Origin of the sequence: Chryseobacterium sp. W4I1 (assembly GCF_030816115.1) — a bacterium.
In the GTDB taxonomy this organism is placed as follows: Bacteria; Bacteroidota; Bacteroidia; order Flavobacteriales; family Weeksellaceae; genus Chryseobacterium.
Genome location: NZ_JAUSXQ010000001.1, coordinates 412,487 through 431,144, shown reverse-complemented (window position 1 = coordinate 431,144; position 18,658 = coordinate 412,487). Strand labels below are relative to the sequence as shown.

10 protein-coding genes are annotated in these 18,658 nt (G+C 38.2%); 2 read left to right on the top strand and 8 right to left on the bottom strand.

Annotated elements, in window-relative coordinates:
• Positions 1-53: 53 nt before the first annotated feature.
• The 8 genes from QF044_RS02000 to QF044_RS01965 all read right to left on the bottom strand — a co-directional run bounded on the left by QF044_RS02000 (position 54) and on the right by QF044_RS01965 (position 13,643).
• On the bottom strand, positions 54-914 hold the full coding sequence (locus QF044_RS02000) for an SH3 domain-containing protein (RefSeq protein ID WP_307263033.1): 861 nt from the start codon (positions 912-914) through the stop codon (positions 54-56).
• Positions 914-1,741, bottom strand: a complete 828-nt coding sequence (gene prmA, locus QF044_RS01995) for a 50S ribosomal protein L11 methyltransferase (RefSeq protein WP_307263031.1) — start codon at positions 1,739-1,741, stop codon at positions 914-916. The genes QF044_RS02000 and prmA overlap by 1 nt, the downstream gene beginning before the upstream one ends.
• 198 nt (positions 1,742-1,939) lie before the next feature.
• Complete coding sequence (locus QF044_RS01990; protein WP_307263029.1) at positions 1,940-2,653, bottom strand: 3-ketoacyl-ACP reductase; 714 nt, start codon at positions 2,651-2,653, stop codon at positions 1,940-1,942.
• Positions 2,654-3,136: 483 nt separating this feature from the next.
• Complete coding sequence (locus QF044_RS01985; RefSeq protein WP_307271902.1) at positions 3,137-4,702, bottom strand: calcineurin-like phosphoesterase C-terminal domain-containing protein; 1,566 nt, start codon at positions 4,700-4,702, stop codon at positions 3,137-3,139.
• A 77-nt stretch (positions 4,703-4,779) separates the two neighbouring features.
• Positions 4,780-6,228 carry a SusD/RagB family nutrient-binding outer membrane lipoprotein gene (locus QF044_RS01980; RefSeq protein WP_307263027.1) on the bottom strand — a complete coding sequence of 483 codons (1,449 nt, stop codon included), beginning with the start codon at positions 6,226-6,228 and terminating at the stop codon, positions 4,780-4,782.
• An 11-nt stretch (positions 6,229-6,239) separates the two neighbouring features.
• The gene (locus tag QF044_RS01975) at positions 6,240-9,200 is read right to left on the bottom strand and encodes a SusC/RagA family TonB-linked outer membrane protein (protein WP_307263025.1); all 2,961 of its coding nucleotides are present in this window, start codon (positions 9,198-9,200) and stop codon (positions 6,240-6,242) included.
• Between the two features lie 547 nt (positions 9,201-9,747).
• Complete coding sequence (locus QF044_RS01970) at positions 9,748-10,494, bottom strand: glycerophosphodiester phosphodiesterase family protein (RefSeq protein WP_307263022.1); 747 nt, start codon at positions 10,492-10,494, stop codon at positions 9,748-9,750.
• A gap of 62 nt (positions 10,495-10,556) precedes the next feature.
• Positions 10,557-13,643: a TonB-dependent receptor gene (locus tag QF044_RS01965; RefSeq protein ID WP_307263019.1), complete on the bottom strand. Its 3,087-nt coding sequence runs from the start codon at positions 13,641-13,643 to the stop codon at positions 10,557-10,559.
• Positions 13,644-13,960: 317 nt separating this feature from the next.
• Here QF044_RS01965 and ligA point away from each other — a divergent pair, with 317 nt between their 5' ends.
• Positions 13,961-15,967, top strand: a complete 2,007-nt coding sequence (gene ligA, locus QF044_RS01960; RefSeq protein ID WP_307263017.1) for an NAD-dependent DNA ligase LigA — start codon at positions 13,961-13,963, stop codon at positions 15,965-15,967.
• Between the two features lie 102 nt (positions 15,968-16,069).
• Positions 16,070-18,370, top strand: a complete 2,301-nt coding sequence (locus tag QF044_RS01955; protein WP_307263014.1) for a T9SS type A sorting domain-containing protein — start codon at positions 16,070-16,072, stop codon at positions 18,368-18,370.
• The last annotated feature ends 288 nt before the right edge of the window (positions 18,371-18,658 follow it).

The following is an 18,658-nucleotide window of genomic DNA, read 5'->3' as shown; positions in this document are numbered from 1 at the left end:
GAGTACTAACCATTAGAATACATTTAGCAAATGCTATTGGGAATAGTATCAATTTATTTGAGTTTATAAGAATTTCCGTTCCAAAGATATGTTTTAGAGGAACGTTTTTTCTTTTCCCTGTCTTTATCGTCTCTTTCCATTTCTTCTATCTTAAAGATAAAGGCATCAGGAATACCTCCTTTATCATTGGGAAAAATGTATTCTTCAGAATGGTAATACACATCGGCATCCCCTACATTCATCAGCTGAGGCAGGGCAACCAGTTTTTTATCTCTGAAAAGTACATACTGATTATAACTTGCAATACCGCATGCTTCACCGGAAACCAGAGCTTTAAGGGTCAGTTCCACATTCTGAAGTTTATGACTGCTTTCAATGGTAAATGAGGCATAACTCAACTCTTCTCCCCTTCCGGTATCAAAATATACCTCATCAATTAAATTAGTTCCCTCTATGACTTTTATTCCGGCAATATTCTGTTTGATGGTTTCATTGTATTCTTTATTTTTCCGGTCTACTGTTTTTGACAGTCCGAAAAGGAAGTCATAGCCATTTTTATTACGGTAACCTACACATAGATTTCCGCCCCAGATATATCCTTCGGAAACAGCATCTCCCTTCTGATAGGAAACCTTATACCAGTTGGCCCCTCTTTCGCCTAACTTCAGGATAGCATCTTCTTTTTTAAGAATCATCACCTGTTGGTTGGCCAGTAAAGAGTCGGTGATCTGGGCTTTTACATCCGGCTCTTTTCTTACTCTGGTCCAGTCTGTAAAAATTTTCTGGATTTTATTTTCCTCAAAGCTAAAAATGCCGTCCGCATACGTCACATTTTCTTCCTGAGCCGAAAATAGTTGGAGGAACAAGAGGCATAAAACCGTTAGTAGGGATTTCATCATATTATTTTGTTTCATTATTTTTCCAGCAATAAGCTTACCCACTCTTCGCGCTGCAGTTTCTTTTTAAGCTCAAGCCCGCTTTCTTTGCAAACTTCAAGAATATCATCCACATCGAAGAAACATAATCCTGAAAGCAATAGTTTTCCACCTTCATTCATTACTGAAACATAGGTCGGAATATCAGAGATCAGAATATTCCTGTTGATATTAGCCAGAATGATATCATAATTCTCTTTTCCAAGGTTTTCTGCAGTTCCCAGTTCAATATCAAGCTCAACACCGTTTCTGGCAGCATTTTCTTTTGAATTTTCTACAGACCATTCATCAATGTCGATAGCTTTTGTATCTGCTGCACCGATCTGTTTTGCATAAATTGCCAAAACTGAGGTTCCACAGCCCATATCAAGCACTTTCTTACCATTGAAATCAATATCCATCATCTGCTGAATCATCAGGTGAGTTGTTGGATGATGCCCTGTTCCGAAAGACATTTTAGGCTGGATGATAATTTCATGCATTCCCGGTACCGATTCATGGAATTCTGCCCTGATCAGGACTTTATCATCAATATTGATTGGCGAAAAGTTCTTTTCCCACTCTTCATTCCAGTTGATATTCGGCATTTCCTCGAAAGAATAAGTGATCTGTACATTTTCGTTTTCAAAAAGCGGAAGTGCCTTAAGTTCTTCTTCTTTAAACAGTTCTTTCTGAATATATCCTAAAATTCCGTCGATTTCTTCTGTAAAGCTGTCAAAACCTATTTCGATAAGCTCTGCCATTAATATCTCATTCCATGGCTGTAATGGAGTAATCTTGAAATTGAATTCTAAATAATTTTGCATGTGCGTAAGTAATTTAATGCAAAAATAGGGATGTTATCACTGTTAAAAAAATGGAAGTGTTGTTAGTCATCGTTTTTTCATGATTATTTTCTTGTTTAGGCTAAAGCCCAATGTTTCCGTAAAAATGAAAAGCGGGCTAAAGCCCGCTCCTATTGAATATTCTTATTGTTAAGAAAGTTATTCAGCAACTATTACTGATTATGGGTTGGTAGAGAAGATTGAAGCGTTGGCAATTAATGCGCGTCTGTTCATTTTTAAAATATCTCTTACCCATTCTGCAAAGTCCTCAGGCTGAAGGACTTTATCCGGATTTCCGTCGGTAAGCCCTCCCTGAATGCTCATATCGGAAGCAATTGTACTTGGTGTCAGGGTGATTACACGGATATTCTGCTTTCTCCATTCCGCCATCATCGATTGGGATAGAGATACTACCGCAGCCTTTGATGCAGCATAAGCGGACATATTAGGACCACCTTTTAAACCTGCTGTAGAAGCTACATTAACGATGTCACCTTCTCCTCTAGCTTTCATAAACGGATGAACTGCTTTTGCAGCATAATATACCCCGAACAGGTTGGTTTTAATCACCTGCTCCCAGGTTTCTGAAGGCATTTCTTCGATTGTTCCGAAGTCTCCGATTCCAGCATTGTTTACCAGAATATCTATACCGCCCAATTGTTCTGCCAAAGATTCTATTCCAGCTTTTACCTGAATTTCATTATCTACAGAAAAAACTGCATAGGTTGAGTTCACTCCCAGCCTTTTGATTTCTTCAACCGTCATTTTAAGATTTTCTTCATTTCTTCCGGTGATAGCAACATTTACTCCTTCATTCGCCAGTGCCAGGGCCACCGCTTTTCCAAGCCCTCTTCCACCACCTGTTACGATGGCATTTTTTCCATTTATATTCATAATACTAATGTTTCTGATGCAAATTTACGAAAGAACATTTTTACAGGGCCTGTGAAATCTGGATTTAATAGAATTTTAATAACGTAGTCAAATACAAAGTCTTTTTAATCACAAAAATTTTGACACCTTAATTAAATGCATTGTGATTCATTTTTATCTCTCGCAGATTTGCAGATGAAGCAAATCTTTTTAATGAGAAAAATTTCTAACTTTTAAGGTCATATGTGAACTTCTTTACGCAAAACATTTAAACTCCAATAACTTAATTATCAAAGCTTTTATGACTTTTGTGATCGTTTTTTTAACCACAGATTACACGGATTTTCACAGATGTATATGCATATTATTCAGAATAAAGATCTTGTTTTTTCATAAAACTTATATGGTCTACTGTGTACATTATCCGACGCTGTGAGAACAAAATAAAAAACAAAACCGACTTTAAAGCCGGTTCTGAATTTGAAAGTATAGTAAAATGAAAATTTATGGGATAAGAACCGGATTTTGAACGTCGAATTCCTCGGCAACTGTAAACTGGTTTCCGTACATATCTGAAGCTCTCACCTCCAGCTTATGTTTTCCTAAATCAAGTTTTTTAGGAAATCCTACTGTCCAGATATGTTTTGACATTTCAGGATTAGAGGGTCTTCTGCCTGGGAAAAGTTTCTGTGTAGAGTCCCATTTGAAAACTGAAAGGGCAAAGTTGGGATCCACCGTTTCGTCATATTCCATTTCCTCCCAGTTCCCGTTATCTATCCTGTACTCCACCTTATCTTTCTTGCTTCCAATAAAGAAGTTAGCCAGAATTTTTGCAGATGTTTTTGACGGATGAGGAATGGCTTTCGGAATATATAACTGAATCTGGTAATCTTCCGGTTTTCCGGCGGTTTTATATTTAACTTTGTATTGATTGTCATTAAAACTGATGAAAGAATATCCTTTTGCTGTTCCGTCTCTCATGGTTGAAGTTGGCAAACCGATGTCATCGGTTGTTCCTGACCACCAGTCACCGCAGGTTGTTCCTACATTGTATTCGTGAAGGTCTTTTGAACCGTTCCAGCCTGCCTGTTTTCCGTAGAAAATCTGTTGCTGGATATGGGTGTGAGCCGATAAAATCAATGCATTCTGGAAAGGGGTCAGGTAATCAAATAATTTCTGGCGGTCTGAATTTCTGAAATTGTCTTCGTTTTTATGCTCTAAAGGAATGTGAAAGGAAACAACGATCAGTTTGCTTTTATCAACCAGTTTCAAATCATTTTCAACAAATTTCAGCTGGTCTTCACGGAAACCTCCCCAATAGCCTTTTCCGTCTCTTGGATCGGGATAAAGGATATCATCCAAAATAATGAAATGAACATTTCCGTAATTGAATGAATAATTGGCAGGCCCGAAATTGGATTCAAAGGTTTCATCTGAGAAACGGTCTTCTTTGGCATCATAATTCATGTCATGATTTCCCATTACGTTGTACCACGGAAGGCCGATTTCCTTCATCACATCAGCATAAGGCTTCTGAAGGCTCAGATTATCTCCTACCAAATCTCCTAAACTTATTCCGAGCACTGCATTTTTTTTGGTGCTTTTCACTTCGTTTACGATGGCTCTTTTGAAATAATCAAGCTCTTTTTCTGTGTAAGGCTGCGGATCTCCAAAGACAAGAATATCAAAATTTTTGCTTTCGTCTTTTTTGTAAAGTGGGAAATTCAGTTCTTTTGGAAGCTCTCCCGTGGGTGCGGATCCTTTGTATTTAAAATCGGCAGGCGAGCCTTTTGGCTTATGATGGTAATAAAACTGTGGCAGGTTATTGCTGTTCACAGCAGTCTGGTACCCTGAAGGTTTAATGACAAACACTGTCTGATCTTCCTGAACCGGCAGGCTATACCTTCCGTTTTTATCTGTAAGAACAACCTGAACACCATTGGAAACCGCTACGCCTTCAATTCCTTTCTCCCGGTTTTCTTTTTTTTGATTTTTATTGCCGTCTTCAAATACATATCCCGAAACTGAATCCTGGGAAAATGCCATCGCAGAAGTCAATACACAAGGCATTAAAAGTTTTATACTGATACTCATATCTTTATTCTTTATTCTTTATTCTTTATTCTTTATTCTTTATTCAATCTTATTTACTTATTCCACCACATTTTCACATTGATATTGTCTCCACCCATGGATTGTACTGCCGCATTATAATTGTCAGTATTCATCACTTTTGTCGTAGTTGGATACATGAATCTTACAGGCATCACACCTCCATTCTGCAGTCCTCCGTTATTAGGAAGTACAGGAAGTTTGGTACGTCTGAATTCATACCACTGCTGATGGTCTACAAAAAACAGGGAGATATATTTCTGAAGCATGATCCTCTGCAGTGAGCCGTCGTAAGCCACTTTATCATTATTGAAATACCCGGCAGGAACTACAGCTCCCCATTGCTCAATGATGGACCTCACTCCTGTTTCATAAAATGTTTGCTGACTTCCGGCAATAATTCCTCTATTAACAAGCTCTGCTAAAATAAACTGCACTTCGGAATAGGTCATGATCAAAACTTTTAACGGTGCTTTTGCCAGATTTTGATTCAAATTAGAAGGCTGGTAATCGAATATAGTACCTAAAGTATATCCGGATGGAGCTCCTTTGTAACCCAGATCTGCGCCTGCTGTATTTTTCGCTTTGGTGAAGAACATGCTCAGTCTAGGATCATTGTTATTTTTCAATGTTTCCACGAAGAATTCACCGGCCGCTCTGGACGTTGTAAAATCCTGCGGACGGGCTATTGGAGGTAAATACGGAGATATTCCGGAAAGGGACAGGACAGCGCTGTCATTATTATTTTGAAAAATGGGATATTGTGTGGGATTATTAACGATCTCCTGAATTCTTTCGTGCACATTCACTTCACCGTTTTTGCTTAAAATTCTTGTCAAAAGTCTTAAAGAAAGTGAATTACAGAATTTTTTCCATCCCAAAATTCCGGTCTGGCTGTTGGTATTGGCATTATAAAAAAGATCAGTTTCTGTAAGTGCTTTTGTAGCGTCAAAAAGAGAATTCGCTGTTTTTAAATCGTTTAAAAGCTGAATATAGATATCTTTCTGCTTATCATATTTAGGTTTCAGAATACCTTCTTCAATTTTTCCGGCTTCAGAAAAAGGAACATCTCCAAAAGCATCTGTAAGATTAGCCGTAATCCAGGCATTCAGAACCATGGATATAGCCAGATAGTTATTATTTTCTTCTTTGGCGGCATATTTTCTAAGGTCATTCACCTGCTTCAGCCATTTGTAGGAATTGTCCCAATAGCCTGCCCCGCTTTTTTCATTAAAATAATATCTGCTGAATGTATTTCCTTCGTTGGGAAAATCCAGAGCATCCTGCATGATATCAAATGTAAAGTCATCTGCCCTGTTATAGCCATAGCTTCCCATTTCATATTGGATAGGAGCCAGGAGGCTTCCTACGGACGGGTCTTTTATTCTGCTGGTATCGGTATTAATCTCTTCAAAGGTTCTGTCACAAGAATGAAGGGTAAAAACAGAAACGGCCAACGCCAGATTTATGATTATTTTTTTCATTTTTTTTAAATTTAGAATTTAAGATTTAACTGGAAGCCAACGGTTCTGGCAGTAGGAAGCTGACCCATCTCAACACCGGGGGTAATCGTGGCATTATCCAGAGTAGCGACTTCAGGATCAAACATTGGGAATTTGGTCCACATCCAGAGATTTTTTCCAAAAATAGCAAGCGTGACATCTTCAAGCCCGAGAGGCTGTATAATATCTTTTGAGAAGGAATAGGATATTCTTGCGTCTCTAAGTTTGATAAAATCTGTGCTGAAACTGTTGGTTTCTACATTTGCTCTTCTGTAATAATCTCCATAGTATGAAGAAAGTGTTACCGCTTTCGTATTTGGACTGTAGCTGCCGTCAGGATTCTGAACGACACCATCTCCCACGATCGTCCCGCCTGGATTTTCTCTTCCCGGAAGGGTGGATTTAAGCTTTCCTTGTTCAGACATTTTATGATGGGACTGGGAATACGCTATACCACCGTACTGCCCGTCAAATGAAAAGCTGATGGTAAAGTTTTTAATTTTAAAATCATTCTGAAGCCCGGCTCTCCATTTCGGGAATGCATTTCCTACTTTTTCTATTCCTGCAGGAATTTCCGTCAATCCGTCTCTGTAAACTACTTTTCCGTCAGGCGAACGAAGCAGTTTGTATCCGTACATATCTCCAAGTGAGCCACCAACTTCCATTTTATAGAAAACTACTCCCCCTACATTGGAAACAATTCCGTCAAATCCTTCGGGAACGGTCATCACTCTGTTTTCGTTGGTAGACCAGTTTCCACCGATCTTCCATGAGAAATCTTTTGTCTTTACAGGATAGGCATCCATTGAAAGTTCCAGACCTCTGTTTCGGATCTTTCCTGCATTGATAATTCTTTTGGAGAATCCACTTTCGTAAGGCAATGACACGGGAATGATCTGGTTTTCGCTGACGTTCTGATAGGCTGTGAAATTAATGTTTAACCTGCTTTTGAAAAGGCTGAAATCCATCCCGGCTTCAATATTGGTATTTTTTTCGGGCTTCAGGGAAGGATTGTTAAAAACAGTTGGAATGATTACACTTCCTGTGATATTGCTCGCTGTATAATAATTATCCAGCAGGTAAGGATCACTGTCTATTCCCACTTTAGCCCATGAACCCCTAAGCTTCCAGAAATTCAGGCTGTTACTTTTCAGGTTAAAAATATCTGATAAAATAAAGCTGGTACTCACTGAAGGATAGAAGAAAGATCTGTTCTGCTTCGGAAGTGTGGAACTCCAGTCATTTCTTCCTGTGACATCCACAAAAATCTTATTGTCATATCCTGCGGTAAACAATCCGTATACACTTTCTACCTGCTTGTCACGTGGAACAGGATATTTTACAGGAATTGAAAGTGCGTTGGTAAGACTGTATTCTCCGGCCGTCTTTAAACCTATTGCCTGGTAATCATTCATTACATATTCATTGTAACGCATACTTCCCCCGACTGAGGCGGAAAGGCTGAATTTGTTCAGATCTTTTTTATAGGAGAACAAGACATCGTTATTGTATTCATGATCTTTGATGAACTGTTCTCTGTAATACCCTTTTAAATAATTGGCAGAGCTCCACGGTCTTCTTGTGGTTCTCTTTTCATTCAGAATTTCAATGCCGGATCTGAGCATTAAACTGAAATTATTATTGAACTGATAATCAGCTGTGATATTTCCTGTGATATTTTTCTTCTTTACCCCATTCAGCATTTCGTAGGCGATAAGATAAGGATTGTCTATATAAGAGCTGAACGGATGGATCTGGTCCACCTGCTCCTGGCCATATTTCCAGATGGGCTGATACCAGCTAAGATCTACATTCGGATTCTGGAAAATCATGAAGTATGAGATCGACTGGTTATTATATCCTGTAGCAGGCAGGTTATCGCTGCTGGTTGTGTTATAGGCAAATTTGGTTGATATCTTTAATTTTTTGGTAAGCTGATGAGCAAAAGACAGGGCAAAATTAAACCTGTCAAAGCCTGTATTAGGCATCATCCATTCATTGTTCAGGTAGGTAAGAGAGGTCCTGAAGCTGGTTTTGTCATTTGAGCTTTCTACTGAGATGCTGTTTGAGTAGGTAGAGCCTGTTCTCCAGAAGCCTTTGATATTATCTTCATAAGGTCTCCAAAGCTTTCTCTCGAGACTCTGTCCCTGTACGGTAGGATCGTATTGAAAATAGTATTGCCCGGCAAATTTGGGTCCGAATGCACTACTTGTTCCGCCAGTGCTTACGCCATCCGCAGAAAGGCCATAAGAATAGTAAAACTGGCCTGCAGAGTTTTTAGCTAAAGTTCCCTGACCGTATTCGTACTGCCAGTCAGGCCATTTAAGTACGGTATCGAAACTTGAATAGGAATTGAAGGTCACCTTCAGCTTCCCGTCTTTGGTCTTTCCTGATTTTGTGGTGATCATTAAAGCTCCGTTGGCAGCACGTGAACCGTATAAAGCGGCTGCAGAAGCACCTTTCAGCACGGTTACCGATTCAATATCATCAGGATTGATACTATTAAGACCGTTCCCCATATCGATAGGAACATCTCCGCCTGAACCCGCTCCATAAGCGGATGTGCCTGAACCTGTGGTGGAATTTCCCATGGGAACACCGTCTACAACGATCAGGGCATAGTTGTGATCCATCATAATGGATTTTTCTCCCCTAAGGGTAATTCTGGAAGTTCCCAGCGGTCCGGCTCCTGCTGTCTGAACTTTAAGCCCGGCCACTTTTCCTTCCATGGATTGTGCCCAGTTGTTGTTCTGGGTTTCTTCAAATGTTGCGGAGCCTACTTTTTCTGCAACATATCCTAAAGCTTTGTCGTGCCTTTTGATTCCAAGAGCAGTTACCACTACTTCATCAATGCCTTTAACAGTATCTTTTTTTACTTTCTGCTGAGCCGCCAGATTGACACTTACTAATCCTAGCAGCGACAAAACCAGCAGTTTTTGGGTCTCTTTACGCATATCCTTTTTGTTTGCGCAAAATTAAAGCGACATTACGAGCATGGCTTTAATACAATTTTAACATTTATTAAAAAAATATTAAACAAAATATGAATTTAGTTTTAACAACAGTTATATATCATTGATTAATAAACACTTATACAATTAAGTATTATTAATGCTGTTTTGAATCTACATTACTGTAACTTTATTGTCTTTCTGAGAAAATATAGACCAACTGCTTATCTTAGGATCAGAGCTATTCTGTATTTTGATTTATTGCTGAAATCACCTTATTTTTTGACGCAAAGTTTTACTTTGGTACTCTTTATTTTGAGGTGAGCAAAGGTGATGGCTCCGCCATTGATTAAGCTACCGGATATTACGCACGCTTAATGGAATCAACGCTGTTATAAATCTTTGCGTTAAAAAAAAACAATCAGTTTAAACAGTACATTTCTATATGAGAGTTTTATCACGTATAAATCCAAACACAAAAAAACCTGCCTCCAAAAGAGACAGGCTGTGGATTTTCAATATCCGGCTTTATTTTTTTAAGCCAAATCTGTTATTTATTTTTTAACTGATCCGGAATGTTGGTTGTGACAAAACCAATTCCCTGATTTTTCAGCTCCTGATAAACCGCGGCATCATTCACTGTCCATGAATTGGTAATCAGGCCTAAAGCTTTTGCATCAGCAATCCAAGTAGGATTTTTCTGGAAAACGCTGTAATGGTAATCCATTCCGTCAAGACCTTCGCTTTTGATCTGTTCCGGAGAAAGTTCACCGTTCAGGTATTGTACTTTGAATGTCGGCTCCAGTTTTTTGACCTGCTTACAGATATTCAGGCTGAAAGAAATATATTCGGTCTGTCCTTCCAGCTTCATATCTTTGATCATTTTAAGGGTTTTCCGAGTAATCTCGTTTTCCAGTTCTGGAGTCTTGGCAGGCTTGATCTCAACGATCAGCTTTAAAGAGGAATCTTTTTTACCCTGTTTCAGATAATCTTTCAGTGTTGGAAACTTTTCGCCGTTAGACAGCTTCAATGCTTCAAGATCTTTGAAAGAGGTTTCGGAAATCTCCATTTGTCCGTGATGCTCGTCATGATTAATCACAAGAACACCGTCTTTGGTCATCCTTACGTCAAATTCCGATCCGTATATCTTTAATTTCTGGGCATTCTCTAAAGATTGAAGAGAGTTTTCCGTGGTAGGCGGCTGTGCCTGGAAGTAGCCTCTGTGTGCAATAATCTGGGTTTGTGCCTTCATTATGACTGTGCTTAAAACTGCTAACCCTAAGATAATTTTTTTCATAATACAATTTAGCTAATTAAATAAAAATCTTAAAAACGTTTGATAAAGATAGTGTTTAAATGTTAAAAGCTATATTTAGCACCAATCTGGATCTGGTAAGGATTCCCAGAAAGTGGGGCTAAACCGCTGGTATTTTTAACGTATTCAAACTGTTTTGTCTCCTGGTTGAATTTTGTCACTTTGTACAATGCTACATTTCCGTAAGATTTATTCACGCCCCATTCTTTATTCAGAAGGTTGGCTAAGTTGAAAATATCTACTGAAAGCTCAAAGGCCCCAATTTTGTCAAATTTGATTTTTTTGGCGACACGAACGTCCCATACTCCGAAGAAACCGTTTTTACCACCGTTACGCTCTGCAATTGCATTGTTATATTTTTCTACATAATCTTTCAATGCCTGTCCTACTTCAGGATCATTAAGAAGCGGCTGGGTAATGATTTCCGGGAAGATATACGCAAGGTCATTTGAATCTACGAAATCTCCGTTGACATTTCCACCTGCCGTAACTGAGAAACGTGTACCTCCAATTCCTGAATATCGTACTCCCAAAGTAAATCCAGCAATGGTAGGTGAGTTACCATACACCACAATTTTATTCCTGAACTGGTTATCAGAATAGCTCATTCTCAGGTCTCTTGGATCGCTCTGAACCGGAGTGGAAAGTGTGGCAGAATTCGCTACGTTGCCGTTGTATGAGGTATTGTCTTTAATATCAGACCATGTGTAACTTGCTGTGATCTCTCCGTCTTTCCAATAACGGTAGCTGGTATCTACCACGAATGAAAACTGGTTGACTTTACCATCGCTTACAAGCTCAAGTACTCTTCCAAATTTGTTATTGATCCTTCCTTCTTTCCAGTCAATACTCACACTTTTATTATCATTATTGATAATGGTACCAGCAGGCACATATACACCTCTTCCTCCTTCATTAGCTAAAGTGAAAGCTGGGTTGACTTTCATGTTTCTGTCGTAATAGAAGTAATTGTTTCTTCCCAACGCCATATATCCCGCAATTCCGGCTCTGAATCTTTCATTAAAGAAGTGATTGTAGGAGATATTGGCTTTATAAACGATTGGAATTTTTGCATCTTTCCCTGTATAATTGATGGTAGGCATTTGATTCTGTGAAAGTGTAGGAACAGTGCCGTAGTCGTTTCTATATGCTGGAAAATCAGGAGTCAGACCAACAGTAGCGGGATTCACATCTACCGTTGCCAAATGTTTTCCATCAAAAACAAGGTTATTGATTACCATATAATTATTGATATCAGAAGAGAAGATTCCTGCACCAAATTTTAAGAAATCTTTACTGTTCTCGTTGATATTCCATTCAAACTGAAATCTCGGCTGAATAACAAAGGATTTGATTTGGTTATCTGTAGTGATTCCCATTTCGTCAAAAAGCTTTTGATTAAATTCGGCTTTCGGATATCCACCATAATCCAATCTTAATCCTGCCATAAAATCAAGACCTGTTGCTATTTTGGTCTGAATCTGTCCATATATTCCTGCATTCCAGATACTGGATTTTACAGACGGATCATCCATTAAAGGCACTTCTCTGTAGAATCTATAAGGCGTAAGATTGGCAAAATTCGTCATTCCCTGGAACTGGAATCTTCCGTTCACCTCACTTCCGTAGATAGATTTTGATCTGGTATACATTAAATCTGCCCCAAAAGTATATTTAATTTTATCTGTGTTGTAGTATAAATTATCTACAATCTGGATTACATTATTCCTGAAACCCTCCTGGCCAAAACGATGTCCTCCAATCTGGATATTGGTAGATCCAACACTTGAAGAAACTCCTTCTACAACAGCTCTTGGAACCGGATGCCCCAACTCATTGTTCTGGTAGCTATCCTGGAAAGTATATAAATACTGTGCTTTTAATTCATTCGTGATATTCGGCTTAACGTTTGTTCTTAAAGTCAAGAGTAAGCTGTTATCAAGATTTTTATCATTCCCGAAAGATTCAAAAAAATTGATCGCGGTATTATCCCCCAATCCGTTTTTGTTCAGATCGTATGTAAAATTATTTCTTAGAGTTAATAAGTTTTTTTCGTTGATCTGCCAGTCCAAACGAAGAAATCCCGCATCTGAATTTCTTACTTTATCAAAACTTCCGAACTGTGGTGTATTTCCTACCCCGTATTTTGATCTTGCAATATCCAGGAACTGATTCAGTGTCTGCGTTGTTGTATTAAATCTTTTCTCATCATCCGTAGATTTGATATCTGCGATAATCAACGGTCTGGAATCCAGCTGGTGATCCCAGGCTACGAAGAAATGTAATTTATTTTTAATAATGGGGCCTCCCAATGAAAAACCAAACTGAGAAGTAGAGAAATCATTTTCTCTTTTGTTCCCCCTGATATCATAAGGGCTGGAAAGCCAGTTTGTTCTTAAATATTCCCATGCGCTTCCTGAAAATTTATTGGTTCCGGATTTGGTAACGGCACTTACCGTTCCTCCACCACTTCTTCCTAAGGTTACATCGTATTGGTTGGTGGTTATTTTAAATTCACGGACGGCTTCTATTGAAATAGAAAATGGCGCACCGCTTCGGCTGGTGGTAGAACCTGCAGAAGTAGGATTTTTTGCTGTCATCCCATCGATGGTAAAGTTCGTGGAAGATCCCAGCTGGCCAGAAAGGTTTCCCCCCTTTCCACTGAGCGGAGACAGCTCCGTAAGATTAGTGAAATTTCGCCCGTTCACAGGCAGCATACTGATATTTTTAGCTGAAATGGCAGTAGCTGCACCCAGGTTTCCGATCTTGTTTTTTAAGTTTCCGGTAACAATTACTTCTTCTATCTGCTTTTCTGCACCTCCCAGGCTCATGTTGACCGTCACCTGATCTCCGAAATTGACATTATAGCCTTCTTTCTTCTCTTCATTCACGATAATTGTGTAAGGTCCGCCAAGAGGAATTTCTTTAAAGATATATTCTCCCTTGGAGTTAGTCTCTGTTTCCGTCCTGAATCCTGTAGACTCGTTCACGATCGTTACTTTCACTTTTTCCTGAGCAGCACTGCCCAGCCCGGTCACTTTTCCTACAATAGAAGCCTGCGTGGTCTGCGCATAAGCCAGTGTTCCAAATCCCAAAAACAATAATCCTAGTACAATCTTTACTTTTCTCATTTCTTCCTTTTGTTTAATTTTTATAATCTTCAGGAACCTGCATGATTTTTATATGATCAGATATTTTGATGATACAGGCTTCTTCAAATCAGATGTGCAAAGGTATTTTGACTTTCCGGATCGTCTGTTTAAGGGAGTTTTAACAAATTCTCAATTAAATCATAACGTTATGTTAAATTAATTTAAACAAGTGTTTTAAAACATTTATAATCAGCAGATTAATATATATTACATCTATTTAATGTTTGTATAATATTTAAATCTGCTATTTTTTAGTGAGATTAGTTTAGCTATTTTTGCTCAAAAGATAGAAAGCAATGTCTGAAAACATACAGCAAAAAATAGAACAGCTACGCAAAGAGCTCCATCAGCATAATGAAAATTATTACCTTCTGGATGCGGCTACAGTCTCTGATTATGAGTTTGATATGCTGCTGGAAGAGCTTCGGGATCTGGAAGCAAAACACCCGGAATTTTATGATGAAAACTCACCTACAGTTCGTGTAGGAGGCGGAATCACTAAGGTGTTCCCCACCATTCAACATAAATTCAGAATGTACTCTTTGGATAATTCTTACGATTCTGATGATCTTGAAGATTGGGAAAAAAGAATCATTAAAACCATCAATGATCCGGTGGAATTTGTGGCAGAGCTAAAGTATGACGGTGCTTCTATCTCTATTCTGTATGAAAACGGAAAACTGGTTCAGGCTGTCACCCGTGGCGATGGTTTTCAGGGAGACGAAATTACGGCAAATGTCCGTACAATTTCGGATATTCCGCTCACGCTGAAAGGTGATTTTCCTGCTCATTTTTTTATGAGAGGTGAAATTTATCTGACGAGAAAAAACTTCGACAAGATCAATAAACTGCGTGGAGAGGAAGGCCTGGATCCTTTTATGAATCCAAGAAACACAGCCAGCGGAAGTTTAAAAATGCAGGACAGCGGCGAGGTGAGAAAACGAAGCCTGTCTTCTGTATTATACCAGTACATTTCTGAGGAAACACCTGCAGAAACTCACTGGGAACTGCTTCAGAAAGCTCAAAGCTGGGGCTTTAAGACGTCTCAGCAGGCAAAACTCTGCAAAACGCTGGATGAGGTGAAGGAATTTATCAGTTTCTGGGATACGGAACGGCACAATCTTCCTTTTGAAATAGACGGAATTGTTCTTAAAGTGAATTCTTTACAGCAGCAGAGACAGCTTGGCTACACCGCAAAATCTCCGCGATGGGCAATGGCTTATAAATTTAAAGCTGAAAAAGTAGAAACGGAACTTCAGAGTGTGTCTTACCAGGTGGGAAGAACAGGAGCAATCACTCCGGTAGCTAATTTAAAACCTGTTTTACTGGCGGGAACCATCGTTAAAAGAGCTTCTCTTCATAATGAGGATATTATTAAGAAGCTTGATCTGCATGAGCATGACTTTGTATATGTAGAAAAAGGTGGTGAAATTATTCCTAAAATCGTTGGCGTAAACACAGAAAAAAGAACTTCAGAAAGCAAGGAAATTGAATATATAAAAAACTGTCCTGAATGTGGGACTGAATTGGTGAAAATCATTGATCAGGCCATCCACTTCTGTCCGAATGAACTTCACTGTCCGCCTCAGGTGGTGGGTAGAATGATCCACTATGTTTCCAGAAAGGCGTTGAATATAGATAATCTGGGAAGTGAAACGATCGAACAGCTTTACAGGGAAAAATTAATTGAAAATCCCGCAGATTTTTATGCATTAACGAAGGAACAGATCCTTCCCCTGGAAAGAATGGCAGAGAAATCTGCACAGAATATTATCTCAGGGATTGAAAAATCAAAAGAAATTCCGTTTGAAAAGGTTCTTTACGGAATCGGAATAAAACACGTTGGGGAAACAGTTGCTAAAAAGCTGGTAAAAAACTTTGCTACGATTGATGAACTGAAGGCTGCTACTGTGGAAGAGCTTTGCCAGGTGGAAGATATTGGAGCTAAGATCGCTGTAAGCATCGTGGAATTCTTCAACAATCCAGAAAATATCCTGATGATTGAAAGATTAAAGTCCTACGGTGTACAGCTTGAAAAGGGCGAAAGTACAAATGAAGTTTTGTCCAATGTTCTGGAAGGAAAGACATTCCTCTTCACTGGAAAATTATCTTTGTTTACAAGAGAATCTGCTGAGGAAATGGTAGAAAAGCACGGTGGAAAAAATATATCTGCTGTATCTAAAAACCTTAACTTTCTTGTAGTCGGTGAAAAGGCCGGAAGCAAGCTTAAAAAGGCTCAGGATATCGGTACAATTACAATTCTGGATGAACAGGAATTTTTGAATCTGATAGAGAAACAGTAAAATCTTTAACAAATTACAATTAAACCATTGAGATTAGATTTCAATGGTTTATTTTTGTTCTTTTTCACTAAGAAAAGAATAATAAACTAATAAGATTAATCCATGAAAAAAATCTACTTCATCATTTGTATAATGATCCTTTCTTTATTTCAGGCACAGATTGTGAATATTCCTGATGCGAATTTTAAAAGCTTACTGGTCGCTAATATGCCTTATCTGGCCAAAGACCTCATTGGTAATAATACGATTATTGACACCAACCATGATGGCGAAATTCAATTATCTGAAGCTGCCAATATCAGTAAACTACGTTTTGATTTATATGATATGCCCAATTATTCCTCCAATTTTAATAATGTAGTTTCAATATCGGGTATAAAAAGTTTCACCAATCTTACGGACCTTTATATTGATAGTTTCCCTTTATTACAGACTATCGACCTGAGTAATAGTACAGCCTTGTATAAACTTGATCTCAGCAGATGCTATGTTTTATCATCCGTAAATCTTCAGGGTTGCAGCCAGTTATATGATCTGGATATCTTTTTCAGCAATATACCGTCCATTGATCTATCGGGGCTGACCAATTTATATGAAGTGGATATGACGCAGTGTCAACTTGCTAATTTATCTTTAAATAATAATACGAATCTCAGCAACCTGGCTTTAACGTCCAATAAGCTGCAAACCCTGCCTTTAGGACAGACACCTAATCTAAAATTTCTGAGTATTGCAGGTAATCAATTTATAACACTCAATTTCAGTTCTTTTCCAAAACTTGAAACACTGAACTGTACTTACAACAAGTTTATAAGTATCGATTTATCCCAGAATACAGATTTGAAAACTTTTGGCTGTGACGTGAATCCTAATCTTAAGTCGTTGTTTATTAAAAACGGCATCAATAACTTTACACAAAATAATAATTCTACTTTTTCAAGCACACCCAATCTTGTATATATCTGTGCAGATGATTCCGAAATTTCCAACGTCAATGCTTTACTGACTTCTACCACTTCATGTGTTGTGAATTCATACTGTTCGTTTACTCCGGGTGGAACTTTTTATACGATCTCAGGAAACACAAAATTTGACAGTAACAGTAATGGTTGTGATGTGAATGATCTCAACAAGGCATTCCAAAAATTCAATATTACCAGCGGAAGTATTTCAGGAAGTATAACGGCTAACAGTTCAGGAAATTACTCAATTCCAGTACAAGCCGGAGCCCATACCATCAGCCCGGTTCTTGAAAATCCGACTTATTTTAATATCTCGCCAACAAGTTTAACTGCTAATTTTCCTGCGCAAACAAGTCCGCTAACACAGAATTTCTGTATGACAGCCAATGGCAATCATCCGGATCTTGAGATTGTAATCATCCCGACAGATATTGCTGTTCCGGGGTTTGATGCAGATTATAAAATTGTTTTCAAAAATAAAGGAACTGGAGCGCAGTCAGGAAATGTGGTATTCAGTTTCAATGATGACCTGATGAATTTTGTAAGTGCAACTACAGTTCCCAATTCTCAATCTACGGGAGTTTTAAACTGGAATTTCACGAATCTTCTTCCTTTTGAATCGAGAGAAATCAAAGCTAAGTTTACTTTGAATACATCAACGCAGAACCCTTCATTAAATATGGGTGATGTGCTTCACTACACAACCCAGATCAACGGGGTTGTGGATGAAACTCCTGCAGATAACACGTTTACCTTGAATCAAACGGTTGTAAATTCTTTTGATCCGAATGATAAAACCTGTCTGGAAGGCGTATCCATTGCACAGGCTCAGGTTGGAGATTATGTTCATTATCTGATCAGATTCGAAAACAACGGTACTGCCAATGCAAAAAATATTGTTGTAAAAGATGATATTGATACATCCAAATTTGATTTATCTACGTTGATTCCATTAAGCGGAAGTCATAGCTTTGTTACCAAAATTTCGGGAACCAATACGGCAGAATTTATTTTTGAAAACATTCAGCTTCCTTTTGATGATGCCAACAACGATGGCTATATTTCATTCAAAATAAAGACGAAATCTACTTTAGCAGCTGGAAACAGCTTCAGCAATACAGCCAGAATTTATTTTGACTATAATGCTCCGATCGTCACCAATACGTATACCACTTCAGTACAAACCGTACTGGCAACATCTGAAATGAATACCAGTAAAAATGATTTCAATATTTATCCTAATCCTGTAAAAGATATTCTTTATATCCAATCAAAGGATGAAATCATTAAAGCTGAAATTTACGATGCAGCCGGAAGACTCTTGAATACGACCGGAGTAAAAAACAATGCTGTGAATGTTTCTGATTTGGCGAAAGGAAATTACATCATCAAAGTTTCTACAAAAAACAAAACACTGACGCTTAAATTTATTAAAGCATAAAAATAATTGACCTTATTATACTTTAAAAGCTGTGAGATTCTCACAGCTTTTTTTGTAGGAAATCAATCTGTTTGTAAACCATTCCACGTGAAAGAGTAGTTTTTGGCTAAAGCCGATTACATTGACTTTATCATCAAGCGGGCTAAAGCCCGCTCCTATTCACCCTCTCAAAATCCTTTATTTACTCAATAATCAAAGAAAAATATTTAAAATAAAATTAACACAAATAATTAATTCAAAGAATATAATTAAATAAAAACCAACAAAAACAACATTATATAATTAATT

Bases quoted from the DNA above. Each gene is read 5' to 3' on its own strand.
- QF044_RS01985 (WP_307271902.1), bottom strand. From the start codon at position 4,702: ATGCCTTGTGTATTGACTTCTGCGATGGCATTTTCCCAGGATTCAGTT.
- QF044_RS02000 (WP_307263033.1), bottom strand. From the start codon at position 914: ATGAAACAAAATAATATGATGAAATCCCTACTAACGGTTTTATGCCTC.
- QF044_RS01970 (WP_307263022.1), bottom strand. From the start codon at position 10,494: ATGAAAAAAATTATCTTAGGGTTAGCAGTTTTAAGCACAGTCATAATG.
- QF044_RS01955 (WP_307263014.1), top strand. From the start codon at position 16,070: ATGAAAAAAATCTACTTCATCATTTGTATAATGATCCTTTCTTTATTT.
- QF044_RS01990 (WP_307263029.1), bottom strand. From the start codon at position 2,653: ATGAATATAAATGGAAAAAATGCCATCGTAACAGGTGGTGGAAGAGGG.
- QF044_RS01975 (WP_307263025.1), bottom strand. From the start codon at position 9,200: ATGCGTAAAGAGACCCAAAAACTGCTGGTTTTGTCGCTGCTAGGATTA.
- prmA (WP_307263031.1), bottom strand. From the start codon at position 1,741: ATGCAAAATTATTTAGAATTCAATTTCAAGATTACTCCATTACAGCCA.
- QF044_RS01965 (WP_307263019.1), bottom strand. From the start codon at position 13,643: ATGAGAAAAGTAAAGATTGTACTAGGATTATTGTTTTTGGGATTTGGA.
- QF044_RS01980 (WP_307263027.1), bottom strand. From the start codon at position 6,228: ATGAAAAAAATAATCATAAATCTGGCGTTGGCCGTTTCTGTTTTTACC.
- ligA (WP_307263017.1), top strand. From the start codon at position 13,961: ATGTCTGAAAACATACAGCAAAAAATAGAACAGCTACGCAAAGAGCTC.